Here is a 19,839-nt window from a genome sequence, read left to right on the forward strand (position 1 = left end):
ATAAATATCCCAATAATGTTCAAAGGTGTACTTTAGTTATATTCTGATGCATTTCAATTGAAAAAGGTTTTATTTTGAATACTACGTCGTTTTGGTAAAATGCATTTGGAGGAAAGCTGGGTAATTAGGCTGTGCGTGATTTATGACGCTTAGAATATACGGTTTAGTTAATTGTAAGTAGTATTGGATTGCTATTTTAATTTAAGTAGTCGGAAGATGCTTCTTCGTGTCGTGTTTTAAATTATTTTGGTAATCTTGATTTAGTAAGTCTTATTCAAGATTGTAAAATGAAAAAGGAGTAAAACCTTTTCAGATAATACTCCTTTTTATATAAACTACAATTGCAAGTCCTGAAAGATCTAAGTTTAATCTTGAAATTGTTGCGGATTCGTTTAAATTCTAAATGTAATTACGGGTTTGATCGCGTGATTTACGATGTCCTCGCTTACGCTACCGTTGAAAAAGTGTGCCAAACCAGTTCTGCCATGTGTTGCAATCCCAATTAAATCCGAGTTGCTTTTATTGGCGTAATTGATGATGCCTCTTTCGATATTTGAATCATTGTAAATGTGTAAGCTGTAATTTTGTAAAGGGAATCCGCTTACAAAATTTTGCATTATGTGTTCTGCAACATCATTTGTTTTAAAACTATTAGGCGTGTTAATCATTACTAAATCAAGTTTAGCTTCAAACATGTTTGCAAATTCTACCAATTTTTGAAATGGCTTTTTAATTTCCTCAGAAAAGTCAGAAGCAAATACAAATTTGTCAATATTGAAATCTTCCATTTCACTTTTTATGATGATCACAGGAATATCTGATGAACGCACTACCTTTTCTGTATTAGAACCAATAAACATTTCTTGAAATCCAGAAGCACCATGAGATCCCATGACAATTAGATCAGAATTTTTTTCTTTACTGTAAGTCACAATTCCTTCAAATGCGCGTTCTAAGCGTGCATCTGCATACACAGTCAATCCGTCAAAAAAGGATTCTTCCATTAAATCTTCAAGGCGTTCCTTCGTTTTTGCCAAGTATAACATTACTTCTGGAATATTAACGCCATTATTTATGGCATCATTCATGTGAGATGGTAAGTCAAGTAAATTAAGTAAATAGATTTCAGCGTTATTTTTTCGAGCTATTTGCGCAGCTACTTTAGCAGCGTATCTTGCATGTTCGGAAAAGTCGGTGGGTACTAATATTCTTTTCATAAATAATGTTAAAAAGGTTTAATTGAATAGATTGTTTTTGATAATTTAAAGGTAGGAATTTTTTTTAGATGACACAATGATTTTTCATTTATAAAAAAATCACTATATTTGCACCGTTATTTATTTAAAGTTGGATAATGAGGGAAGCAATGCTTCCCTCTTTTTATAAAATTATGACATTTAAAGAAAAAGTAGTAGATTTATTAAACGAAGGTCTTGAGCAGAAGCCGTCGGTATTTTTGATTGATTTAACCATAACGGATTCAAACAAAATTATCGTAACTTTGGACGGAGACAATGGTGTGCAATTGCAGGACTGCATTGACGTCAGTCGCTCAATAGATCAGAATTTAGATCGGGAAGAATTAGATTTTTCACTTGAAGTAGCTTCTGTTGGAGTTGGATCACCCTTGAAATTGGTGCGTCAATACAAAAAGAATGTAGGTCGAATGTTAATTGTAAAATTGCAAGAAGGAACTACAATTGAAGCTAAATTGGACGAAGCTACAGATGAACAAATTGTCTTGTCTTGGGAAGCTAGGGAGCCGAAAAAAGTTGGAAAAGGGAAAGAAACCGTTCAGAAAAGGAAAGAAATTCCTTACAATGAGATTAAAGAAGCAATCGTTACAATAATATTTTAATTATATGGAGAATATAGCATTAATCGAATCATTTTCAGAGTTTAAAGACGACAAACTCATTGATCGTGTAACGCTTATGGCAATTTTAGAAGATGTGTTTAGAAATGCATTGAAAAAGAAATTTGGATCAGATGATAATTTTGATATCATTATCAATCCAGACAAAGGAGATATGGAAATCTGGCAGAGAAGAGTAATCGTTGCTGACGATGATTTGGATTTGGACCACCTCGAAATTACCTTAACGGATGCTAGAAAAATCGAACCCGATTTTGAAATTGGAGAAGAAGTTTCTGAAGAAGTAAAATTAATAGATTTAGGAAGAAGAGCAATTTTGGCTTTACGCCAAAACTTAATTTCTAAGATTCATGAGCACGATAATACCAATCTTTACAAGCAATTTAAAGATTTAGTTGGTGATATTTACACTGCGGAAGTACATCATGTGCGACCAAGAGTTGTAATTTTAGTAGACGATGAAGGTAACGAAATCGTTTTGCCTAAAGAAAAACAAATTCCATCTGATTTTTTCCGAAAGGGAGATAATGTACGTGGAATTATTGAAAGCGTTGAATTGAAAGGAAATAAGCCTCAAATTATTATGTCTAGAACTTCAGAGAAGTTTTTAGAGAAGTTGTTTGAACAAGAAATTCCGGAAGTTTTTGACGGTTTGATTTTAGTTAAAAATGTAGTTCGAATTCCAGGTGAAAAAGCAAAAGTAGCAGTGGATTCTTACGACGATCGTATTGATCCTGTTGGAGCATGTGTGGGAATGAAAGGTTCTCGTATCCACGGAATTGTACGTGAATTGGGTAATGAAAATATTGACGTTATTAATTATACAACCAACACTCAGTTGTACATTACAAGAGCGTTAAGTCCAGCAAAAATTTCTTCTATCAAAATTGATGAGGAAAATAAACGTGCCGAAGTGTTCTTGAAATTGGAAGAAGTTTCAAAAGCAATTGGTCGTGGGGGACATAATATAAAGTTAGCGGGACAATTGACAGGTTACGAACTCGATGTTATCAGAGAAGGTAATGTAGCCGAAGAAGAAGATGATGTAGAGTTGACAGAATTTTCGGATGAAATTGAAGCGTGGGTAATTGAGGAATTTGCTAAAATAGGTTTAGATACCGCAAGAAGCATCTTGAAGCAAGATGTGAATGATTTAGTAAGAAGAACAGATCTTGAAGAGGAAACTATTCAGGATGTAATGAAAATATTAAATGATGAGTTTAATAGCTAAATAGGGGTTTTTTCCCTAGAACAACACAACAAAAAAGAGTTATAATAAAAGTTTTTTATGTCTGAAGAGAGAGTAATAAGAATTAATAAGGTTTTAAGGGAATTTAATATTTCGTTAGAAAGAGCGGTTGATTATCTTAAGGATAAAGGTATTGCCATTGATGCAAACCCAAACGCGAAAATTTCTGATGCGGAATTTAATATCCTGCAAAATCAATTTGCTGGCGATAAGGGGAAAAAAGAGGCTTCATTAGAAGTTAGTGAAGAAAAGCGAAAAGAAAAAGAAGCTTTGCGATTGGAGCGCGAAAAAGAAATTGAAGACAAGCGTAAACTTGATGAAGAGCGTCAAAAGCAAAATGAAGTCATCAAAGCAAAAGCGAACGTTGTAGGTTTGAAAAAAGTGGGTTCCATCGATCTTAATCCTAAGAAATCGACACCAGCTGCTCCTCCTGCTGAAAAGCCAGTTGAGAATAAACCTGAAGTTGCACCAGCAGCTCCCGTGGTTGAAAAAGACAAAGCGGAGCCTGTGGCAAAAGTGCAGGACGTTAAAAAGGAAGAGAAAAAAGTAGAAGCTCCTAAAGTTGAAACTCCAAAAGCGGAAACTCCAAAAGTGGAAGCGAAAACTGTTGAAACGCCAAAAGCTGAAATTTTTAAAGCTGAGATTCCAAAACTGACGATCAAGAAGGTTGCAGATGCTCCAGTGAAGGAAGAAGAGGCAGCGGAAGTAGTAAAAGCAGCTGAGGCAGCTCCAGAAGCAAAAGCGGAAGATGAGCCTGTAACTACTAAATATGTGCAGCTTTCAGGTACTACCTTTACAGGTAAGACCATTGATTTGTCGCAATTTGACAAGCCTAAAAAGAAAAAAGAAGAGCCAAAAATCACGCCTAATAAACCTGGTATGAACGCGGCTGCAAATGCAGCAGCTAATAAAAATAAACGTAAAAGGATTCCTACGAAACCTGCTACGCCAAGACCTCCAGGAAGCGGACCAAATCCGAATAAGATTGTTCCCAATGCTCCAGGTTCTGCGGCAAATAGAAGTTCTAGACCCGGTTTTGTAAAAGGAAATCGTCCAGCAATTACTGCTAAAGTAGAGCCGACAGAGGAAGAAGTTAAAAATCAAATTCGTGAGACTTTAGAGAAACTACAAGGTAAAGGTGGTAAATCTAAAGCAGCGAAATACAGAAGAGATAAGAGAGATACGCACCGTCAGAAATCTGATGATGAGCAAAGAGCTCTTGATGAAGGAAGTAAAACGATTAAAGTTACTGAGTTTGTAACAGTAGGTGAAATTGCAATCATGATGGATGTGCCAATTACTAAAGTGATTGGAACGTGTATGTCACTTGGAATCATGGTAACCATGAACCAACGTCTTGACGCGGAAACATTAACGATTGTAGCTGATGAATTTGGTTACGAAGTAGAATTTATTACAACTGAACTTGAAGAAGGTTTAGAAGTAATTATTGATAAGGACGAAGAATTAGAATCTAGAGCTCCTATTGTAACTGTAATGGGTCACGTGGATCACGGTAAAACATCTTTACTAGATTACATTAGAAAAGAGAATGTTATTGCTGGAGAGTCAGGGGGAATTACGCAGCATATTGGTGCATACGGAGTAACATTGGATAACGGTCAAAAAATTGCATTTTTAGATACACCAGGTCACGAAGCGTTTACAGCGATGAGAGCGCGTGGTGCTCAAGTTACAGATATCGCTATTATTGTAGTTGCAGCTGATGATGACATCATGCCAACTACTAAAGAAGCAATCAGTCACGCACAAGCCGCTGGCGTTCCAATTATATTTGCAATTAATAAAATTGATAAGCCAAACGCAAACCCAGAGAAAATTAAAGAACGTTTAGCAGGTATGAATTTACTTGTTGAAGATTGGGGTGGAAAAATTCAATCGCATGATATTTCTGCAAAAGTAGGAACAGGTGTGAAAGAATTATTAGAGAAAGTATTACTTGAAGCTGAAATTTTAGAATTGAAAGCAAATCCAAATCGTTTATCTGCAGGAACTGTAGTTGAGGCGTTCTTGGATAAAGGAAAAGGATACGTTTCTACCATCTTGGTTCAAAACGGAACATTGAATGTTGGAGATTACATGTTGGCTGGTAAACACCACGGTAAAATCAAGGCAATGCATGATGAACGTGGAAAAGTTATTATGAGTGCAGGACCGTCAACACCGGTTTCAGTATTAGGTTTAGATGGAGCTGCAACGGCTGGAGATAAATTTACAGTGTATAACGATGAGCGTGAAGCGAAACAAATTGCTGCAAAACGTACACAGTTGATGCGTGAGCAATCTGTTAGAACACAAAGACACATTACGCTTGCAGAAATTGGAAGACGTATTGCATTAGGTCAGTTTAAAGAATTGAATATTATCTTGAAAGGTGACGTGGATGGTTCTGTTGAAGCATTATCTGATTCGTTCTCTAAATTGTCTACTGAAGAAATTCAAATTAATATTATTCATAAAGGTGTAGGTGCAATTACAGAAACAGACGTTATGTTGGCTTCTGCATCGGATGCAATTATCATCGGATTTAATGTTCGTCCTGCAGGAAACGCAAGACAACTTGCCGATAAAGAAGAAATTGATATCCGTAATTACTCTATTATTTACGATGCTATTGACGACTTGAAAGATGCAATGGAAGGCATGTTGTCTCCGGAGATGAAAGAAGAGATTTCAGGAACTGCAGAAATCAGAGAAATTTTCAAAATATCGAAAGTGGGATCTATTGCAGGTTGTATGGTAACGGATGGTAAAATATTACGTTCATCTAGAATCCGATTGATTCGTGAAGGTGTAGTGATTCACACTGGTGAATTGATTGCATTGAAACGTTTTAAAGACGATGTAAAAGAAGTTTCTAAAGGGTACGACTGTGGTATGCAAATTAAAGGTTACAATGATATTGAACCTTATGATATAATTGAATCATTCCAAGAAGTAGCTGTAAAGAAAAAATTGAAGTAATAAAGTCATTTTAAAGCATAAAAAAAACCGATAGTCATTGATTATCGGTTTTTTTATGCTTTTTAATTTCTAGTTGTTTGGTTTGATAATGATTGAATTGGAATACTTCTTTTGAATTTCTATGAGGTGGCGTTGTGCATCAATCTTCGATTTAAAATTACCTACCCAAACTTTATAATAGGGCGTGCTAAAAATAATTGTGGCATCCAAGTTGTTAAAATCATTTTTGAAGCGTCCTAGCTCGCGTTTAGAGTTTTCACTGTCGCCATTGTAAATTTGGATTTTATATCCCTCATTTGTAGCCATTGAGAGATTAATTTTGCGCTTTTCATTCAATAACTGCTCAAATTTAGGATCTTGAGAAACAGTAACTTTATTACTTTGTGCTACTGCATTAATCGTTAAAAAAGTGGTTAAAATTAAAAGAATTAAAGGTCTTTTAAGCGTGATTTTTTTCATAACATGATGTATTTTAAACAAATGTACTACTATTGGTTTGAAACTGAAAACATAAATTTATTTAGAATCCTTATAAATTAAGAATTAAGAGATATTTAAGGTTTTGTAAATAGCACATAAGTCGTATTTTTGTGCAAAATATAAATGACCTTATAGGGTTTTATACCAAATTCAAACCGGAATAAAATCATATCATAATTAGTCGATAATCATTTTTAAATATGAAAAACGTGGGTAACCATAATTCGATTTCTAGAATTGTACTGTTAAGTTTAGCTTTTATGCTAACATTTACTGCTTCATCCTATTCACAAGACGATGCTGCAGCTGGTAAAGCATTATTTAATGCAAATTGTGCTGCTTGTCATAAGCTTGATGCTAAAATGACCGGTCCTGCTTTAAGAAACATTTCTGAACGTCATAGTAATGACTGGTTGAAATCGTGGGTTAAAAACAGTCAGGCGATGGTTAAATCTGGAGATGCTGCCGCAGTGAAGCTTTTTGAGGAGAATAATAAGGCGATTATGCCTTCTTACCCTCAATTTTCTGACGCTGATATAGACAATATCTTGGCTTATACTTCTGAGCCTTTACCAGTGGCAACTGCTCCAGAGGTTGGAGCTGGTTCACAAGCAGGTGCTTCTTCTGATTCAGGAATTTCAAATGTTGTCATCTTAGGTGCTTTAGCGCTTGTGATGGGTATTTTGGTTATTATGTTGTTTCTTGTAAGCAGTGTTCTAAATAAAATAGCCAAAGCAAATGGAATGGAAGTTCTTGCGAAAGAAAAAACATTACCAATTTGGAAAGCATACGCAAAAAATCAATTTTTAGTATTGGTTACTGCAATCTTTTTGCTGCTTTCTGGAGCTTGGGTTGTATATGGCTTTTTAATGCAAGTTGGTGTTGATCAAGATTATGCTCCTTTGCAACCTATTCATTATTCACACAAAATTCACGCTGGTGAGAACGGTATTGATTGTAAATACTGTCACTCATCTGCTAGAACAAGTAAGCATTCAGGGATTCCTTCGTTGAATGTTTGTATGAACTGTCACAAAAGTGTATCTGAATTTTCAGGGGATAAAGATTCTACTTATGTGGAGTACACAAAAGAATTTTACACTGCAGAAATTCAAAAACTATATGATGCTGTAGGGTGGGATAAAGAAAAACAAATGTATACTGGAAAAACGAAGCCTGTTAAATGGGTTAGAATACATAACTTACCTGACCACGTGTATTTCAATCACTCACAACACGTAACGGTTGGTGGAATTGAATGTCAAAAATGTCACGGACCTGTTGAAGGTTATGAAATAATGAAACAGTTTGCTCCACTTACAATGGGATGGTGTATAAATTGTCACCGCGAGACAAATGTGAAAATGGAAGGCAATGCTTACTATGAAAATATTCACGCAGAGTTGGCAAAAAAATACGGTAAAGACAAGCTAACTGCTGCAGAAATGGGTGGTATAGAATGTGGAAAATGCCACTACTAAAGTCGGATTACTTACCTAGTAATTAATCGGCAGACAATTTGTCAAAAAAAGTAAAATAATTAAGAAGCTAATATTTATATAAGATGTCATCAAACAAAAAATACTGGAAAAGTGTTGAGGAGCTAAACGAAAATAGCTCTATTGTTGAGACGTTAAGAAATAACGAATTTGTTGAAGCGATCCCTACAGATGAATTTTTAGGAGATGAGTCAACTTTAGCAGCGTCTTCAACCACGCGTCGTGATTTCTTAAAGTACGTTGGATTCAGCACAGCCGCTGCATCGCTTGTAGCATGTGAAGGTCCAGTTATCAAATCTATTCCTTATGTAGTTCAGCCTGAGCAAATCATACCTGGTGTTGCAGATTATTATGCAACTTCGATGTTTGATGGTTTTGATTTTGCAAATCTTTTAGTAAAAACAAGAGAAGGTCGTCCTATTAAAATTGAAAACAATACTTTAGAAGGAGCTCAATATGCTGCTAACGCTAGAGTTCATGCGTCCATATTATCTTTATATGATAGTATGCGTTTGAAAGAACCAAAAATGCAAGGTAAAAATGCATCTTGGAGTACTGTTAATACTAAAGTAAAAGAGAGTTTAGCAGAAGCGAAAGCGGAAGGTAAGCAAGTAGTTTTACTAACAAATACCCTGGCAAGTCCATCCACTGAAAAATTAGTAGGTGAATTTATAGCTAGTAATCCAACTGCAAAGCATGTAATATACGATGCAGTTTCTTCATCTGCGGCTTTGGATGCGTTCCAAACTGCTTACGGAGAAAGAGGATTAGTGGATTACGACTTTTCAAAAGCAGAAACAATTGTAGGTATCGGAGCTGATTTTCTAGGAGATTGGCAAGGTGGAAGCTACGATTCTGGATATGCGAAAGGACGTGTACCTAAAAATGGTAAAATGTCTAAGCATTTTCAGTTTGAGTCTAATATGACACTTGCTGGTGCTGCTGCTGATAAACGAGTGGCGATGACAGTTGCGCAACAAAAAATGGCTTTAGTTCACATGTATAATGTGATCTCTGGTGGGAACGTTGCAATTGCATTAGATAAGCAATTTGAGGCTGAAGTTTCAAAAGCGGCTCAACAGCTAAAAGCTTCTGGTTCGAAAGGACTTTTGGTTTCAGGAATCGAAGATAAAAATGCACAGTTATTGGTATTAGCCATTAATAGTGCTTTAAATAGTGAAGCATTTATCGGTGCTGGAATTCGTCAAATTAGAAAAGGTTCTAATGAGATGATGACTCAGTTTTTAGCTGATTTAAATGCGGGTGCTGTTCATACAGTTATAATAAGTGGAGTGAATCCTGCTTATTCATTGCCAAATGCGAAGAGTTTTGCGGATGGTTTGAAAAAAGCTAAACTTTCTGTATCAGTTTCTTTAAAGGAAGATGAAACGGCTTTAGCTTCTACAATTGCATTAGGTACAACACATTATTTAGAGTCTTGGAATGATTTAGCGCTAGTGAAAGGCTCTTATGCTTTAACACAGCCTACGATTAATCCATTGTTCAAGCAAACAAAACAACTTCAAGAAATTTTATTGGAGTGGACTGGGAATAAAACATCGTATTACGATTATTTGAAATCAAATTCAGCAATGTATACCGTTGGGTCAAGTTGGAATAAAGTGGTTCATGACGGTGTAATTGCAGGGATGGGTGCTCAAGTTACCACAGCTTCGGCGGATTTTGGAAGTGCAGCTAGTGCATTATCTCAATCGGCTGCTAAAGTTGCGATGGAATTGGTATTATATACGAAAACAGGTTTAGGTGATGGTCAGCAAGCAAACAATCCATGGTTGCAAGAATTTCCAGATCCGATTACAAGAGTTTCTTGGGATAATTATTTAACTATTTCTAAAGCGGATGCAGAATCTAGTCAACTTGGTTTAGTTAATTATAATGTTGCAAATGGTGGATTAAATGGTAGTTACGTTACATTGACTGTAGACGGAATGAAATTGGAAAATGTTCCAGTGATCATTCAGCCAGGTCAAGCAGTTGGTACTGTTGGTTTAGCTTTTGGTTATGGAAAGAAGGCAGCGCTGAAAGAAGAAATGCAGGTAGGTGTTAATGCTTACGGTTTATATAAAAACTTTAATAATGTTCAGTCGGTAACGATTGAAAAAACGGCAGGAGATCACGAGTTTGCATGCGTTCAATTGCAAAAGACGTTGATGGGTCGTGGAGATATCATTAAGGAAACTACTTTAGAGATTTTTAATACTAAAGATGCTAAAGATTGGAATTTGCAGCCGATGGTATCGTTAGATCACAATCCGGTAAAAGCAGTTGAAGTAGATTTATGGACCTCATTTGATAGTTCTGTAGGTCACCATTTCAACTTATCAGTAGATCTAAATGCATGTACTGGTTGTGGAGCTTGTGTAATTGCATGTCACGCAGAAAATAATGTTCCCGTTGTTGGTAAGTCTGAAATTAGACGAAGTAGAGATATGCACTGGTTGCGTATTGATAGATATTACTCTTCTGAAACTACTTTTGAAGGTGATAACAAGAAGAAAGATGATTTTGACGGATTATTTGGTGATAAAGGATCTTTAGGTGGTTTTGGAGAAATGGAACATGCCTCAGATAATCCTCAAGTAGCATTTCAGCCGGTAATGTGTCAACACTGTAATCACGCACCGTGTGAAACAGTATGTCCTGTTGCAGCAACTTCACACAGTAGACAAGGTCAGAATCATATGGCGTATAACAGATGTGTTGGTACAAGATATTGTGCAAACAACTGTCCGTATAAAGTACGTCGTTTCAATTGGTTCTTATATAATAAAAATAACGAGTTTGATTACCACATGAATGATGATTTAGGCCGTATGGTTTTAAATCCAGATGTGAATGTTCGTTCAAGAGGAGTAATGGAGAAATGTTCAATGTGTATTCAAATGACACAATCTACTATTCTTGCTGCTAAACGTGAAGGACGTATGATCAAAGACGGCGAATTCCAAACAGCTTGTTCAGCAGCATGTTCTTCTGGCGCTATGGTTTTTGGAGATGTTAACGATAAAGAAAGTAAGGTAGCAAAACTGCTTGAAGATGATAGAATGTATCATTTATTAGAGCATGTAGGTACAAAGCCTAATGTACAGTATCACGTTAAGGTTAGAAATACTTAGTATCAAAAAAATTAATTAATCAGTAACAATATAAAGGATTATGTCGTCTCACTACGAAGCACCCATTAGAAAACCTTTGATTATAGGTGATAAATCTTATCACGATATAACAGTAGATGTAGCTGCACCTGTTGAAGGTAGAGCAAACAAGCAATGGTGGATTGTATTTTCAATCGCACTTATAGCCTTCCTTTGGGGACTAGGCTGCATTATTTATACCATCTCTACAGGTATTGGAACATGGGGATTAAACAAAACAGTCGGATGGGCTTGGGATATTACCAATTTCGTTTGGTGGGTAGGTATTGGTCACGCAGGAACTTTGATTTCTGCCGTACTTTTACTTTTCCGTCAAAAATGGAGAATGGCAATTAACCGCTCTGCGGAAGCAATGACCATTTTCTCTGTAGTACAAGCAGGTTTATTTCCAATTATTCACATGGGTCGTCCATGGTTAGCGTATTGGGTATTGCCAATTCCAAATCAGTTCGGTTCATTATGGGTCAACTTTAACTCACCTTTACTTTGGGATGTATTCGCGATTTCGACGTACCTTTCTGTATCATTAGTTTTCTGGTGGACAGGTTTGCTGCCTGATTTTGCAATGCTAAGAGATAGAGCAATTACTCCTTTTACAAAAAGAGTGTATTCTATCTTAAGTTTTGGATGGAGCGGTAGAGCTAAAGATTGGCAACGTTTTGAAGAAGTTTCTTTGGTGCTTGCAGGTTTAGCAACTCCATTGGTACTTTCGGTGCACACCATTGTATCATTCGATTTTGCAACATCTGTAATTCCTGGTTGGCATACTACAATTTTCCCTCCGTACTTTGTGGCGGGAGCGGTTTTCTCTGGATTTGCAATGGTAAATACCTTGTTGATCATTATGAGAAAAGTTTCTCACCTTGAAGCATATATTACAGTACAACATATCGAATTGATGAATATTGTAATCATGATTACAGGTTCGATAGTAGGTGTAGCCTATATTACTGAATTGTTTGTGGCTTGGTATTCTGGAGTAGAGTATGAGCAGTATGCATTTTTGAATAGAGCAACGGGACCTTACTGGTGGGCTTACTGGTCAATGATGACGTGTAATGTTTTCTCTCCGCAATTTATGTGGTTCAAGAAATTAAGAACAAGTATCATGTTTTCATTCGTTATTTCTATTGTAGTAAATATCGGAATGTGGTTTGAGCGTTTTGTAATTATCGTTACTTCATTGCACAGAGATTACTTGCCATCTTCATGGACAATGTTCTCACCAACTTTTGTTGATATCGGAACATTTATAGGAACTATTGGATTCTTCTTCGTATTATTCTTACTTTACGCACGTTCTTTCCCAGTGATTGCACAAGCAGAGGTGAAAACGATTTTGAAATCATCTGGAGAAAATTATAAAAAATTAAGAGAAGAAAATAAACATTCACACCATGAGTAGTAATAAAGTTATATACGCTATTTATAATGATGATGACATTTTGATGGATGCTGTAAAGCAAACTCGTGCAGCTCATCATCACATAGAAGAAGTTTTTACTCCATTTCCTGTTCACGGTTTGGATAAAGCAATGGGATTAGCACCAACGCGTTTGGCAATATGTTCATTCATTTATGGATTAATTGGTTTGTCGTTTGCAACTTGGATGATGAATTTCATCATGATACAAGATTGGCCGATGGACATTGGTGGAAAGCCAAGTTTTAGCTACATCGAAAATATGCCGTCATTTGTGCCAATTATGTTTGAAATGACTGTATTTTTTGCAGCTCACTTAATGGTTATCACATTTTATATGAGAAGTAGATTGTGGCCGTTTAAACAAGCTGAAAATCCAGACGTTAGAACAACAGATGATCATTTTTTGATGGAGGTATCTGTTAATAATAATGAGGAAGAGTTAATCGCTTTCTTTCAGAATACAGGAGCGGTAGAAGTTAAAGTAATTGAAAAGCATTAATAGTAAATATGAAAAGCTTAAGTAAAATAGTAATTGTTTTAGGTTTCGCAACGTTCTTCACTTCATGTGCGGATTCGAGTGCACCTAATTACCAATATTTTCCAAACATGTACGAGTCGGTAGGTTATGAAACCTATGCAGAGTCTGACGCGTTTGCAAATGGAAAAGAGGCTCAAGAAGTTCCTGCTGGTGCTGTAAAAAGAGGTTTTACACCTTATGAGTACGCAAATACAAATGAAGGTTATGCGTTGGCAAAAGCCAATTCAAAATCGCCTTTAGATGCTTCTAAGATAGATGAGCAAAAAGCGGCTGAATTATTTGTGATTTATTGCGCTATATGTCATGGTGACAATGGTAATGGTCAAGGTACTTTGGTAAAACGAGAAAAAATTCTTGGTATTCCAAGTTACGCGGATCGAGAAATTACTGAAGGTAGTGTTTATCATGTGGTAACTTACGGTTTGAACTCCATGGGAGCTTACTCAAACCAACTTACGCAAGAAGAGCGCTGGATGGTTTCCGCATATGTGATGAAATTAAAGAGCGAATTATAATTGTATAACATTGATATCAAAGATATGTACACATTTTCAAGCAGATTAAAAACGTTCGCTTTTATCCTAATGGCATTAGGAATTTTAGGTATGGCTTACGGTTTTTATATGGCACCAAAAACGATAGCAGACGTTGAAGCTATTTTAGATAAAGAAGCGGCAGAACATCATGGAAGTCATGATGGTGCTGAAGCACATACTACCACAAACGAAACGCACACTACTACTGCTGTAGCTCAGACTGAGACGGGTCATCATAGAGAGAATGATGCTACAATGAGCGATGCTGTTCATGTGGATACTATTGCTATTACACCAATGGCAGATGGACACCATGATGCACAAGTGGTAACTGATGTTACAACTACAACGCATAGTGAAGCAGCAGGAAGCAAGCATGAAGCACATGACGCACATGCAGATCATGAAAAACATTTGGAACATGTATTGCACCAATTGCAAAATAAACCTTGGGCGGCATTATACATTGCGTGTATATTTTTAATGTTGATTTCATTGGGAGTTTTAGCTTTCTATGCAATTCAGCAAGTTGCACAAGCAGGATGGTCACCAGTTCTTTTTAGAGTTATGCAAGGAATTACAGCTTATTTGCCGGTAGGTTCTGTAGTGTTTTTTATCCTTTTAGTTTTAACAGGTTTGCACTTTAATCACCTATTTGTTTGGATGGTTGATGGAGTAGATGTTGTAGGTCATGAAAATTACGATGCAATTGTAGCAAATAAAGTAGGTTACTTAAATGTTCCTGCTTGGTTGATTCGAGCGGCTATATTTTTAATCGGATGGAATTTGTACCAAATTTATTCCCGTAAAAATTGTTTGTTGCAAGATGATGCTACTGACAATTTGTACTACAAGAAAAATTTCAATATCTCAGCAATGTTTTTAGTATTCTTTATCGTTACTGAATCAATTATGTCATGGGATTGGATTATGTCTGTGGATCCACACTGGTACAGTACATTATTTGGATGGTATGTATTTGCAAGTTTCTTTGTAAGTGGAATTACAGTAATTGCTTTAGTTACGCTTTACATGAAATCTAGAGGATTTTTAGAATACGTAAATACAAGTCACATTCACGATTTAGCGAAGTTTATGTTCGGTATTAGTGTTTTCTGGACCTACTTATGGTTCTCTCAGTTTATGTTAATTTGGTATTCAAACATCCCAGAAGAAGTAACTTATTTTATTACAAGAATTGAAGATTACAACTTGCCGTTCTTTGGTATGGTGGTTATGAACTTTGTTTTTCCTGTTCTAATCTTAATCAATACAGATTTCAAACGTTTGTCATGGATCATTGCAATGGCTGGAATCATTATTTTATTAGGTCATTACGTAGATTTCTTCATGATGATTATGCCTGCAACTGTAGGAGACAGATGGTTTATTGGTATACCTGAAATTAGTTCGTTGATTTTCTTTATAGGTTTATTTATCTTTGTAGTATTTACTGCAATGACGAAGTCGCCTCTTTTGCCAAAACGTCACCCACTTATTGAGGAAAGTAAGCATTTTCATTATTAATATTTAAAGTAAAAACAGATGCAGAGTTTGTTGGTAATTATAGTTTTAATTTTATTAGCTGTTGCAATTTGGCAATTGACTAAGATATTCGATTTGACGCAAGTGGGCTTAGCAGCCAATAATTCACAAGTTGCGAACAATCAGGATAATAAAGTTCAAGGATATTTGATGTTTGCATTTATTGCTTTCTTCTACATATTCATGATCTATGGTTTAATTGTTTGGGGTCCATTAGTATTAGATAATCCCGCTTCTGAGCACGGTACTGATGTTGATTTCTTGATGAACATTACTTGGGTTCTTATTTTTATTGTTCAGTTCATTACACAATTGTTACTTCACTATTTTGCATTTAAATATAGAGGTACTAAGGATGCAAAAGCATTGTATTTTGCAGACAACAATAAATTAGAACTGATTTGGAGTACGATTCCTGCTGTAGTTTTAGCTGGTTTAATTCTTTACGGTTTGTACGCTTGGACCAATATAATGTTTGTCAATGAGCAAGAAGAGGATGTTATTGTAATTGAATTGTATGCGAAACAATTTGGATGGGAAGCCCGCTATGCTGGTGAAGACAATGTTCTTGGAAAAGCAAATGTACGTTACATTGAAGGTATCAATACCTTAGGTGTAGATATGGGTGACACTAACGCTCAAGACGACAAAATGGCTACTGAATTGTACCTTCCTAAAGGTAAAAAAGTGCTTTTTAAAATGCGTTCGCAAGATGTTTTACACTCTGCTTACATGCCTCACTTTAGAGCACAGATGAATTGTGTTCCGGGAATGGTTACTCAATTTGCATTTGTTCCAAGTTTAACTACTGAAGAATATAGAGCAATTCCAAAAATAACGGATAAAGTTGCAAATATCAATAAATTAAGAGCTAAGAAAAGTATCGCTTTGGCTGCAAATGGTCAAGTGGCATTAGATCCTTATGAATTTGATTTCTTGTTATTATGTAACAAAATTTGTGGAGCATCGCATTACAACATGCAAATGAAAATTACTGTTGTATCGCCTGAAGAATATAAAGCATGGTTGGCAGAAAAGCCTACGATGAGTCAACAAATGAAAGAAGCAGCAGCAAGTGCTGAACCAGCTGTAATTCCGGCTGTAAGTGCAGACTCCACAATGGTGGAAGCTCCTATCGTTGTACTTGCCAATTAATACGTATTAAATCTCTTTATTTAATAAAAAATTAAATTATAAAATATGTCAGTAGAAGGACACACTCACGATCACGAAGAAGAACACCACCATAAAGATACTTTCATAACAAAGTACATCTTCAGTATTGATCATAAAATGATTGCCAAACAATACCTTATTACAGGTATTATTATGGGAGTTATCGGCGTTGGTATGTCAATGCTTTTTAGAATGCAATTGGCATGGCCTGAAGAAGCTTTTGGTATCTTTAAATTCTTCTTAGGTGAAAAATTTGCTCCAGGTGGAGTATTAAAAAATGACGCTTACCTTGCTTTAGTGACTATTCACGGAACGATCATGGTATTCTTTGTGCTAACTGCTGGTTTAAGTGGAACGTTTAGTAATTTACTAATCCCACTTCAAATTGGTGCGCGAGATATGGCTTCCGGATTTATGAACATGATTTCCTACTGGTTATTTTTCTTATCGTCAGTAATCATGATCAGTTCACTTTTTGTGGAATCTGGACCTGCATCATCAGGATGGACTATTTATCCACCGCTTTCTGCATTACCTCAAGCTATACCAGGTTCAGGAATGGGTATGACACTTTGGTTGATTGCTATGGCAATTTTCATCGCGTCTTCTTTAATGGGATCTTTGAATTACGTAGTAACTGTAATTAATTTACGTACAAAAGGGATGTCAATGACACGCCTTCCGTTAACAATTTGGACATTTTTCGTAACTGCAATCATTGGTATCGTTTCCTTCCCCGTTCTTTTATCAGCAGCTTTATTGTTGATCATGGATAGAAGTTTTGGTACTTCATTCTTCCTGTCTGATATTTATATAGCAGGAGAAGTATTGCACTACCAAGGTGGTTCACCAGTTTTGTTTGAACACTTATTTTGGTTCTTAGGACACCCTGAAGTATATATCGTTATCTTACCAGCAATGGGAATTGTTTCTGAAGTTTTAGCAACCAATTCACGTAAACCTATTTTTGGATACCGTGCGATGATTGTTTCTACTCTTGCAATTGCATTTTTATCTACAATCGTTTGGGGTCACCACATGTTTGTTTCAGGTATGAATCCATTTTTAGGTTCTGTATTTACATTTACTACATTATTAATTGCAATTCCTTCTGCGGTAAAAGCGTTCAACTGGATTACAACTATTTGGAAAGGTAACTTGCAATTGAATCCTGCGATGTTGTTTTCTATCGGGATGGTATCTACCTTTATTTCTGGTGGTTTAACTGGAATTATATTAGGAGATTCTACTTTGGATATTAACGTTCACGATACCTATTTCGTTATTGCTCACTTTCACCTTGTAATGGGTATCTCTGCACTTTATGGAATGTTTGCTGGTATTTACCATTGGTTTCCAAAAATGTTTGGTAGAATGATGAATAAAAATCTTGGATATGTCCACTTCTGGGTTACTGCAGTTTCTGCATACGGAGTGTTCTTTCCAATGCACTTTATTGGATTAGCGGGTTTACCAAGAAGATATTATACCAATACAAATTTCCCATTGTTTGATGATTTACAAAACGTAAATGTTTTGATAACCATCTTCGCTTTAATAGGTGGTGCATTTACATTGGTGTTTTTATTCAACTTTTTCTACAGTATTTTTTACGGAGAGAAAGCAATTCAGAATCCATGGAAAGCAACTACATTAGAATGGACTACTCCAGTAGAGCACATTCACGGAAACTGGCCTGGTGCTATTCCTGAAGTGTACAGATGGCCATATGATTACAGCAAACCAGGTTGGGATGTTGATTTTGTACCGCAAAACGTTCCAATGAAGGAAGGTGAAGAAGTACTCAACCACTAACTTATCTTATAAAAATATTAAAATCCTGCTTCGGCAGGATTTTTTTTGTTTAATTTTTTTACCTTTAAATAAAAACTTATGAGTACAGTAAACATCACAGAAAACAATCGTTTTGAATTAGAAGTAGAAGGTAAAATTGCATTTATAGAATTTGATAAGATTGAGCCCAATATTTTAGATTTAGTACATACTGAAGTGCCAGAAGAACTAGGTGGTAAAGGCGTGGGAAGCAAGTTAGTTGAAGGAGCTTTAAACTATTGTAAAGAAAATGGCTTGTTGGTAATTCCTTCTTGTTCCTTTGTTAAAAATTACATGGACAAACACGACGAGTGGAGCGACTTAATTGCACAAAAATAATTTGGGACTGATTTAAATTTAGTTCTATTGATTCCAATGTTTATCTTTGTCTTATGAATGAAAATTTAGATCCTACCAATTCCGGTTTTAATCCTGACGAACTTGATTTAGAACGCAAACTCAGACCACTTTCGTTTGATGATTTTGCAGGTCAAGATCAAATTTTAGACAACCTTAAAGTCTTTGTTCAAGCTGCAAATATGCGGAACGAAGCTTTAGATCACGCTCTTTTCCATGGACCTCCAGGTTTAGGGAAAACTACATTGGCTAACATTTTAGCCAACGAGTTAGGCGTTGGTATTAAAATTACTTCGGGTCCTGTTTTGGATAAACCAGGTGATTTGGCAGGTTTGCTAACCAATCTTGAAGAACGCGATGTGCTTTTTATTGATGAAATCCATCGCTTAAGTCCAATTGTGGAAGAATATCTGTATTCGGCCATGGAGGATTTTAAGATTGATATTATGATTGAGTCAGGCCCAAACGCACGAACGGTTCAAATTAATCTTAATCCATTTACACTCGTTGGAGCTACAACTCGTTCTGGCTTACTTACAGCTCCAATGCGAGCGCGTTTTGGAATCCAGAGTCGATTGCAATATTACAACAAAGAATTACTTACAACAATCGTAGAACGAAGTGCAACCATTCTTAAAGTGCCAATATCATATGAAGCCGCTTTGGAAATTGCAGGCAGAAGTCGCGGAACTCCTCGTATTGCAAATGCGTTGCTTCGACGTGTGCGTGATTTTGCACAAATTAAAGGTAACGGTTCCATCGATATTGAAATTGCTCGATTCTCGTTAAAAGCGTTGAATGTAGATGCATTTGGTTTAGATGAAATGGACAATAAGATTTTACATACCATTATCGATAAATTTAAAGGCGGTCCAGTCGGGTTGTCCACTTTGGCAACAGCCGTATCCGAAAGCAGTGAAACCATTGAGGAAGTCTATGAACCTTTTTTAATTCAAGAAGGTTTTATAATGCGAACGCCTCGTGGTCGGGAAGTAACAGAAAAAGCTTATACACATTTAGGAAAAATTAATAGTAGAATTCAAGGAGGGTTATTTTAATTTAAGATTTTAGATTTAAGATTTTTGATTTATGAATTAGAAACAATACGTTTTTTAAATTTTGTTAGACTGAAGCGATTTTAGATTTTTATTAGTGTTATGTGA

15 protein-coding genes are annotated in these 19,839 nt (G+C 35.9%); 13 read left to right on the forward strand and 2 right to left on the reverse strand.

Translation table 11 applies throughout. From position 1 onward, the window contains the following. Nucleotides 1-392: 392 nt before the first annotated feature. Nucleotides 393-1,217: a universal stress protein gene (locus H602_RS0105870; protein WP_026977179.1), complete on the reverse strand. Its 825-nt coding sequence runs from the start codon at nucleotides 1,215-1,217 to the stop codon at nucleotides 393-395. 173 nt (nucleotides 1,218-1,390) lie between these two features. On the opposite strand from H602_RS0105870, the gene rimP reads away from it, so the two are divergent. From rimP to infB, 3 genes are read left to right on the forward strand one after another with little or no spacing between them, the layout of a single operon-like run. Continuing rightward, the gene (rimP, locus tag H602_RS0105875) at nucleotides 1,391-1,858 is read left to right on the forward strand and encodes a ribosome assembly cofactor RimP (RefSeq protein WP_026977180.1); all 468 of its coding nucleotides are present in this window, start codon (nucleotides 1,391-1,393) and stop codon (nucleotides 1,856-1,858) included. Between the two features lie 4 nt (nucleotides 1,859-1,862). Further along, complete coding sequence (nusA, locus tag H602_RS0105880) at nucleotides 1,863-3,107, forward strand: transcription termination factor NusA (RefSeq protein WP_026977181.1); 1,245 nt, start codon at nucleotides 1,863-1,865, stop codon at nucleotides 3,105-3,107. Nucleotides 3,108-3,164: 57 nt separating this feature from the next. Next, entirely contained in the window at nucleotides 3,165-6,110 is a 2,946-nt protein-coding gene (infB, locus tag H602_RS0105885) for a translation initiation factor IF-2 (protein ID WP_026977182.1), read from the forward strand. Nucleotides 6,111-6,179: 69 nt separating this feature from the next. On the opposite strand, the gene H602_RS0105890 is transcribed toward infB, so the two are convergent. Beyond that, nucleotides 6,180-6,569 carry an SPOR domain-containing protein gene (locus H602_RS0105890; protein WP_026977183.1) on the reverse strand — a complete coding sequence of 130 codons (390 nt, stop codon included), beginning with the start codon at nucleotides 6,567-6,569 and terminating at the stop codon, nucleotides 6,180-6,182. Nucleotides 6,570-6,790: 221 nt separating this feature from the next. Here H602_RS0105890 and H602_RS0105895 point away from each other — a divergent pair, with 221 nt between their 5' ends. The 10 genes from H602_RS0105895 (at nucleotide 6,791) to ruvB (ending at nucleotide 19,734) form a co-directional block, all read left to right on the forward strand. Then, entirely contained in the window at nucleotides 6,791-8,071 is a 1,281-nt protein-coding gene (locus H602_RS0105895; RefSeq protein WP_026977184.1) for a c-type cytochrome, read from the forward strand. 83 nt (nucleotides 8,072-8,154) lie between these two features. Next, entirely contained in the window at nucleotides 8,155-11,226 is a 3,072-nt protein-coding gene (locus tag H602_RS0105900; protein ID WP_026977185.1) for a TAT-variant-translocated molybdopterin oxidoreductase, read from the forward strand. Between the two features lie 40 nt (nucleotides 11,227-11,266). Then, nucleotides 11,267-12,670, forward strand: a complete 1,404-nt coding sequence (gene nrfD / locus H602_RS0105905) for an NrfD/PsrC family molybdoenzyme membrane anchor subunit (protein ID WP_026977186.1) — start codon at nucleotides 11,267-11,269, stop codon at nucleotides 12,668-12,670. Continuing rightward, nucleotides 12,663-13,190 carry a DUF3341 domain-containing protein gene (locus tag H602_RS0105910; RefSeq protein WP_026977187.1) on the forward strand — a complete coding sequence of 176 codons (528 nt, stop codon included), beginning with the start codon at nucleotides 12,663-12,665 and terminating at the stop codon, nucleotides 13,188-13,190. The genes nrfD and H602_RS0105910 overlap by 8 nt, the downstream gene beginning before the upstream one ends. 8 nt (nucleotides 13,191-13,198) lie before the next feature. Beyond that, nucleotides 13,199-13,744, forward strand: coding sequence for a c-type cytochrome (locus H602_RS0105915; RefSeq protein ID WP_026977188.1), 546 nt, complete (start codon nucleotides 13,199-13,201; stop codon nucleotides 13,742-13,744). Between the two features lie 24 nt (nucleotides 13,745-13,768). Next, nucleotides 13,769-15,292: a hypothetical protein gene (locus H602_RS0105920; RefSeq protein WP_026977189.1), complete on the forward strand. Its 1,524-nt coding sequence runs from the start codon at nucleotides 13,769-13,771 to the stop codon at nucleotides 15,290-15,292. 18 nt (nucleotides 15,293-15,310) lie between these two features. Next, on the forward strand, nucleotides 15,311-16,465 hold the full coding sequence (locus H602_RS0105925; RefSeq protein ID WP_026977190.1) for a cytochrome c oxidase subunit II: 1,155 nt from the start codon (nucleotides 15,311-15,313) through the stop codon (nucleotides 16,463-16,465). A gap of 45 nt (nucleotides 16,466-16,510) precedes the next feature. After that, on the forward strand, nucleotides 16,511-18,301 hold the full coding sequence (locus tag H602_RS0105930; RefSeq protein ID WP_026977191.1) for a cytochrome c oxidase subunit I: 1,791 nt from the start codon (nucleotides 16,511-16,513) through the stop codon (nucleotides 18,299-18,301). 78 nt (nucleotides 18,302-18,379) lie between these two features. Then, nucleotides 18,380-18,658, forward strand: a complete 279-nt coding sequence (locus H602_RS0105935; protein ID WP_026977192.1) for a GNAT family N-acetyltransferase — start codon at nucleotides 18,380-18,382, stop codon at nucleotides 18,656-18,658. A 53-nt stretch (nucleotides 18,659-18,711) separates the two neighbouring features. After that, nucleotides 18,712-19,734, forward strand: coding sequence for a Holliday junction branch migration DNA helicase RuvB (gene ruvB / locus H602_RS0105940; protein WP_026977193.1), 1,023 nt, complete (start codon nucleotides 18,712-18,714; stop codon nucleotides 19,732-19,734). The last annotated feature ends 105 nt before the right edge of the window (nucleotides 19,735-19,839 follow it).

The sequence above is a fragment of the Flavobacterium tegetincola DSM 22377 genome, from assembly GCF_000425485.1.
Classification (GTDB): domain Bacteria; phylum Bacteroidota; class Bacteroidia; order Flavobacteriales; family Flavobacteriaceae; genus Flavobacterium; species Flavobacterium tegetincola.

What these genes read in the sequence shown, in the direction of transcription:
- nrfD (WP_026977186.1), top strand. Translation starts at nt 11,267, where the DNA reads ATGTCGTCTCACTACGAAGCACCCATTAGAAAACCTTTGATTATAGGT.
- H602_RS0105935 (WP_026977192.1), top strand. Translation starts at nt 18,380, where the DNA reads ATGAGTACAGTAAACATCACAGAAAACAATCGTTTTGAATTAGAAGTA.
- H602_RS0105870 (WP_026977179.1), bottom strand. Translation starts at nt 1,217, where the DNA reads ATGAAAAGAATATTAGTACCCACCGACTTTTCCGAACATGCAAGATAC.
- ruvB (WP_026977193.1), top strand. Translation starts at nt 18,712, where the DNA reads ATGAATGAAAATTTAGATCCTACCAATTCCGGTTTTAATCCTGACGAA.
- H602_RS0105915 (WP_026977188.1), top strand. Translation starts at nt 13,199, where the DNA reads ATGAAAAGCTTAAGTAAAATAGTAATTGTTTTAGGTTTCGCAACGTTC.
- H602_RS0105900 (WP_026977185.1), top strand. Translation starts at nt 8,155, where the DNA reads ATGTCATCAAACAAAAAATACTGGAAAAGTGTTGAGGAGCTAAACGAA.
- infB (WP_026977182.1), top strand. Translation starts at nt 3,165, where the DNA reads ATGTCTGAAGAGAGAGTAATAAGAATTAATAAGGTTTTAAGGGAATTT.
- H602_RS0105920 (WP_026977189.1), top strand. Translation starts at nt 13,769, where the DNA reads ATGTACACATTTTCAAGCAGATTAAAAACGTTCGCTTTTATCCTAATG.
- H602_RS0105890 (WP_026977183.1), bottom strand. Translation starts at nt 6,569, where the DNA reads ATGAAAAAAATCACGCTTAAAAGACCTTTAATTCTTTTAATTTTAACC.
- H602_RS0105910 (WP_026977187.1), top strand. Translation starts at nt 12,663, where the DNA reads ATGAGTAGTAATAAAGTTATATACGCTATTTATAATGATGATGACATT.
- H602_RS0105895 (WP_026977184.1), top strand. Translation starts at nt 6,791, where the DNA reads ATGAAAAACGTGGGTAACCATAATTCGATTTCTAGAATTGTACTGTTA.
- nusA (WP_026977181.1), top strand. Translation starts at nt 1,863, where the DNA reads ATGGAGAATATAGCATTAATCGAATCATTTTCAGAGTTTAAAGACGAC.
- rimP (WP_026977180.1), top strand. Translation starts at nt 1,391, where the DNA reads ATGACATTTAAAGAAAAAGTAGTAGATTTATTAAACGAAGGTCTTGAG.
- H602_RS0105930 (WP_026977191.1), top strand. Translation starts at nt 16,511, where the DNA reads ATGTCAGTAGAAGGACACACTCACGATCACGAAGAAGAACACCACCAT.
- H602_RS0105925 (WP_026977190.1), top strand. Translation starts at nt 15,311, where the DNA reads ATGCAGAGTTTGTTGGTAATTATAGTTTTAATTTTATTAGCTGTTGCA.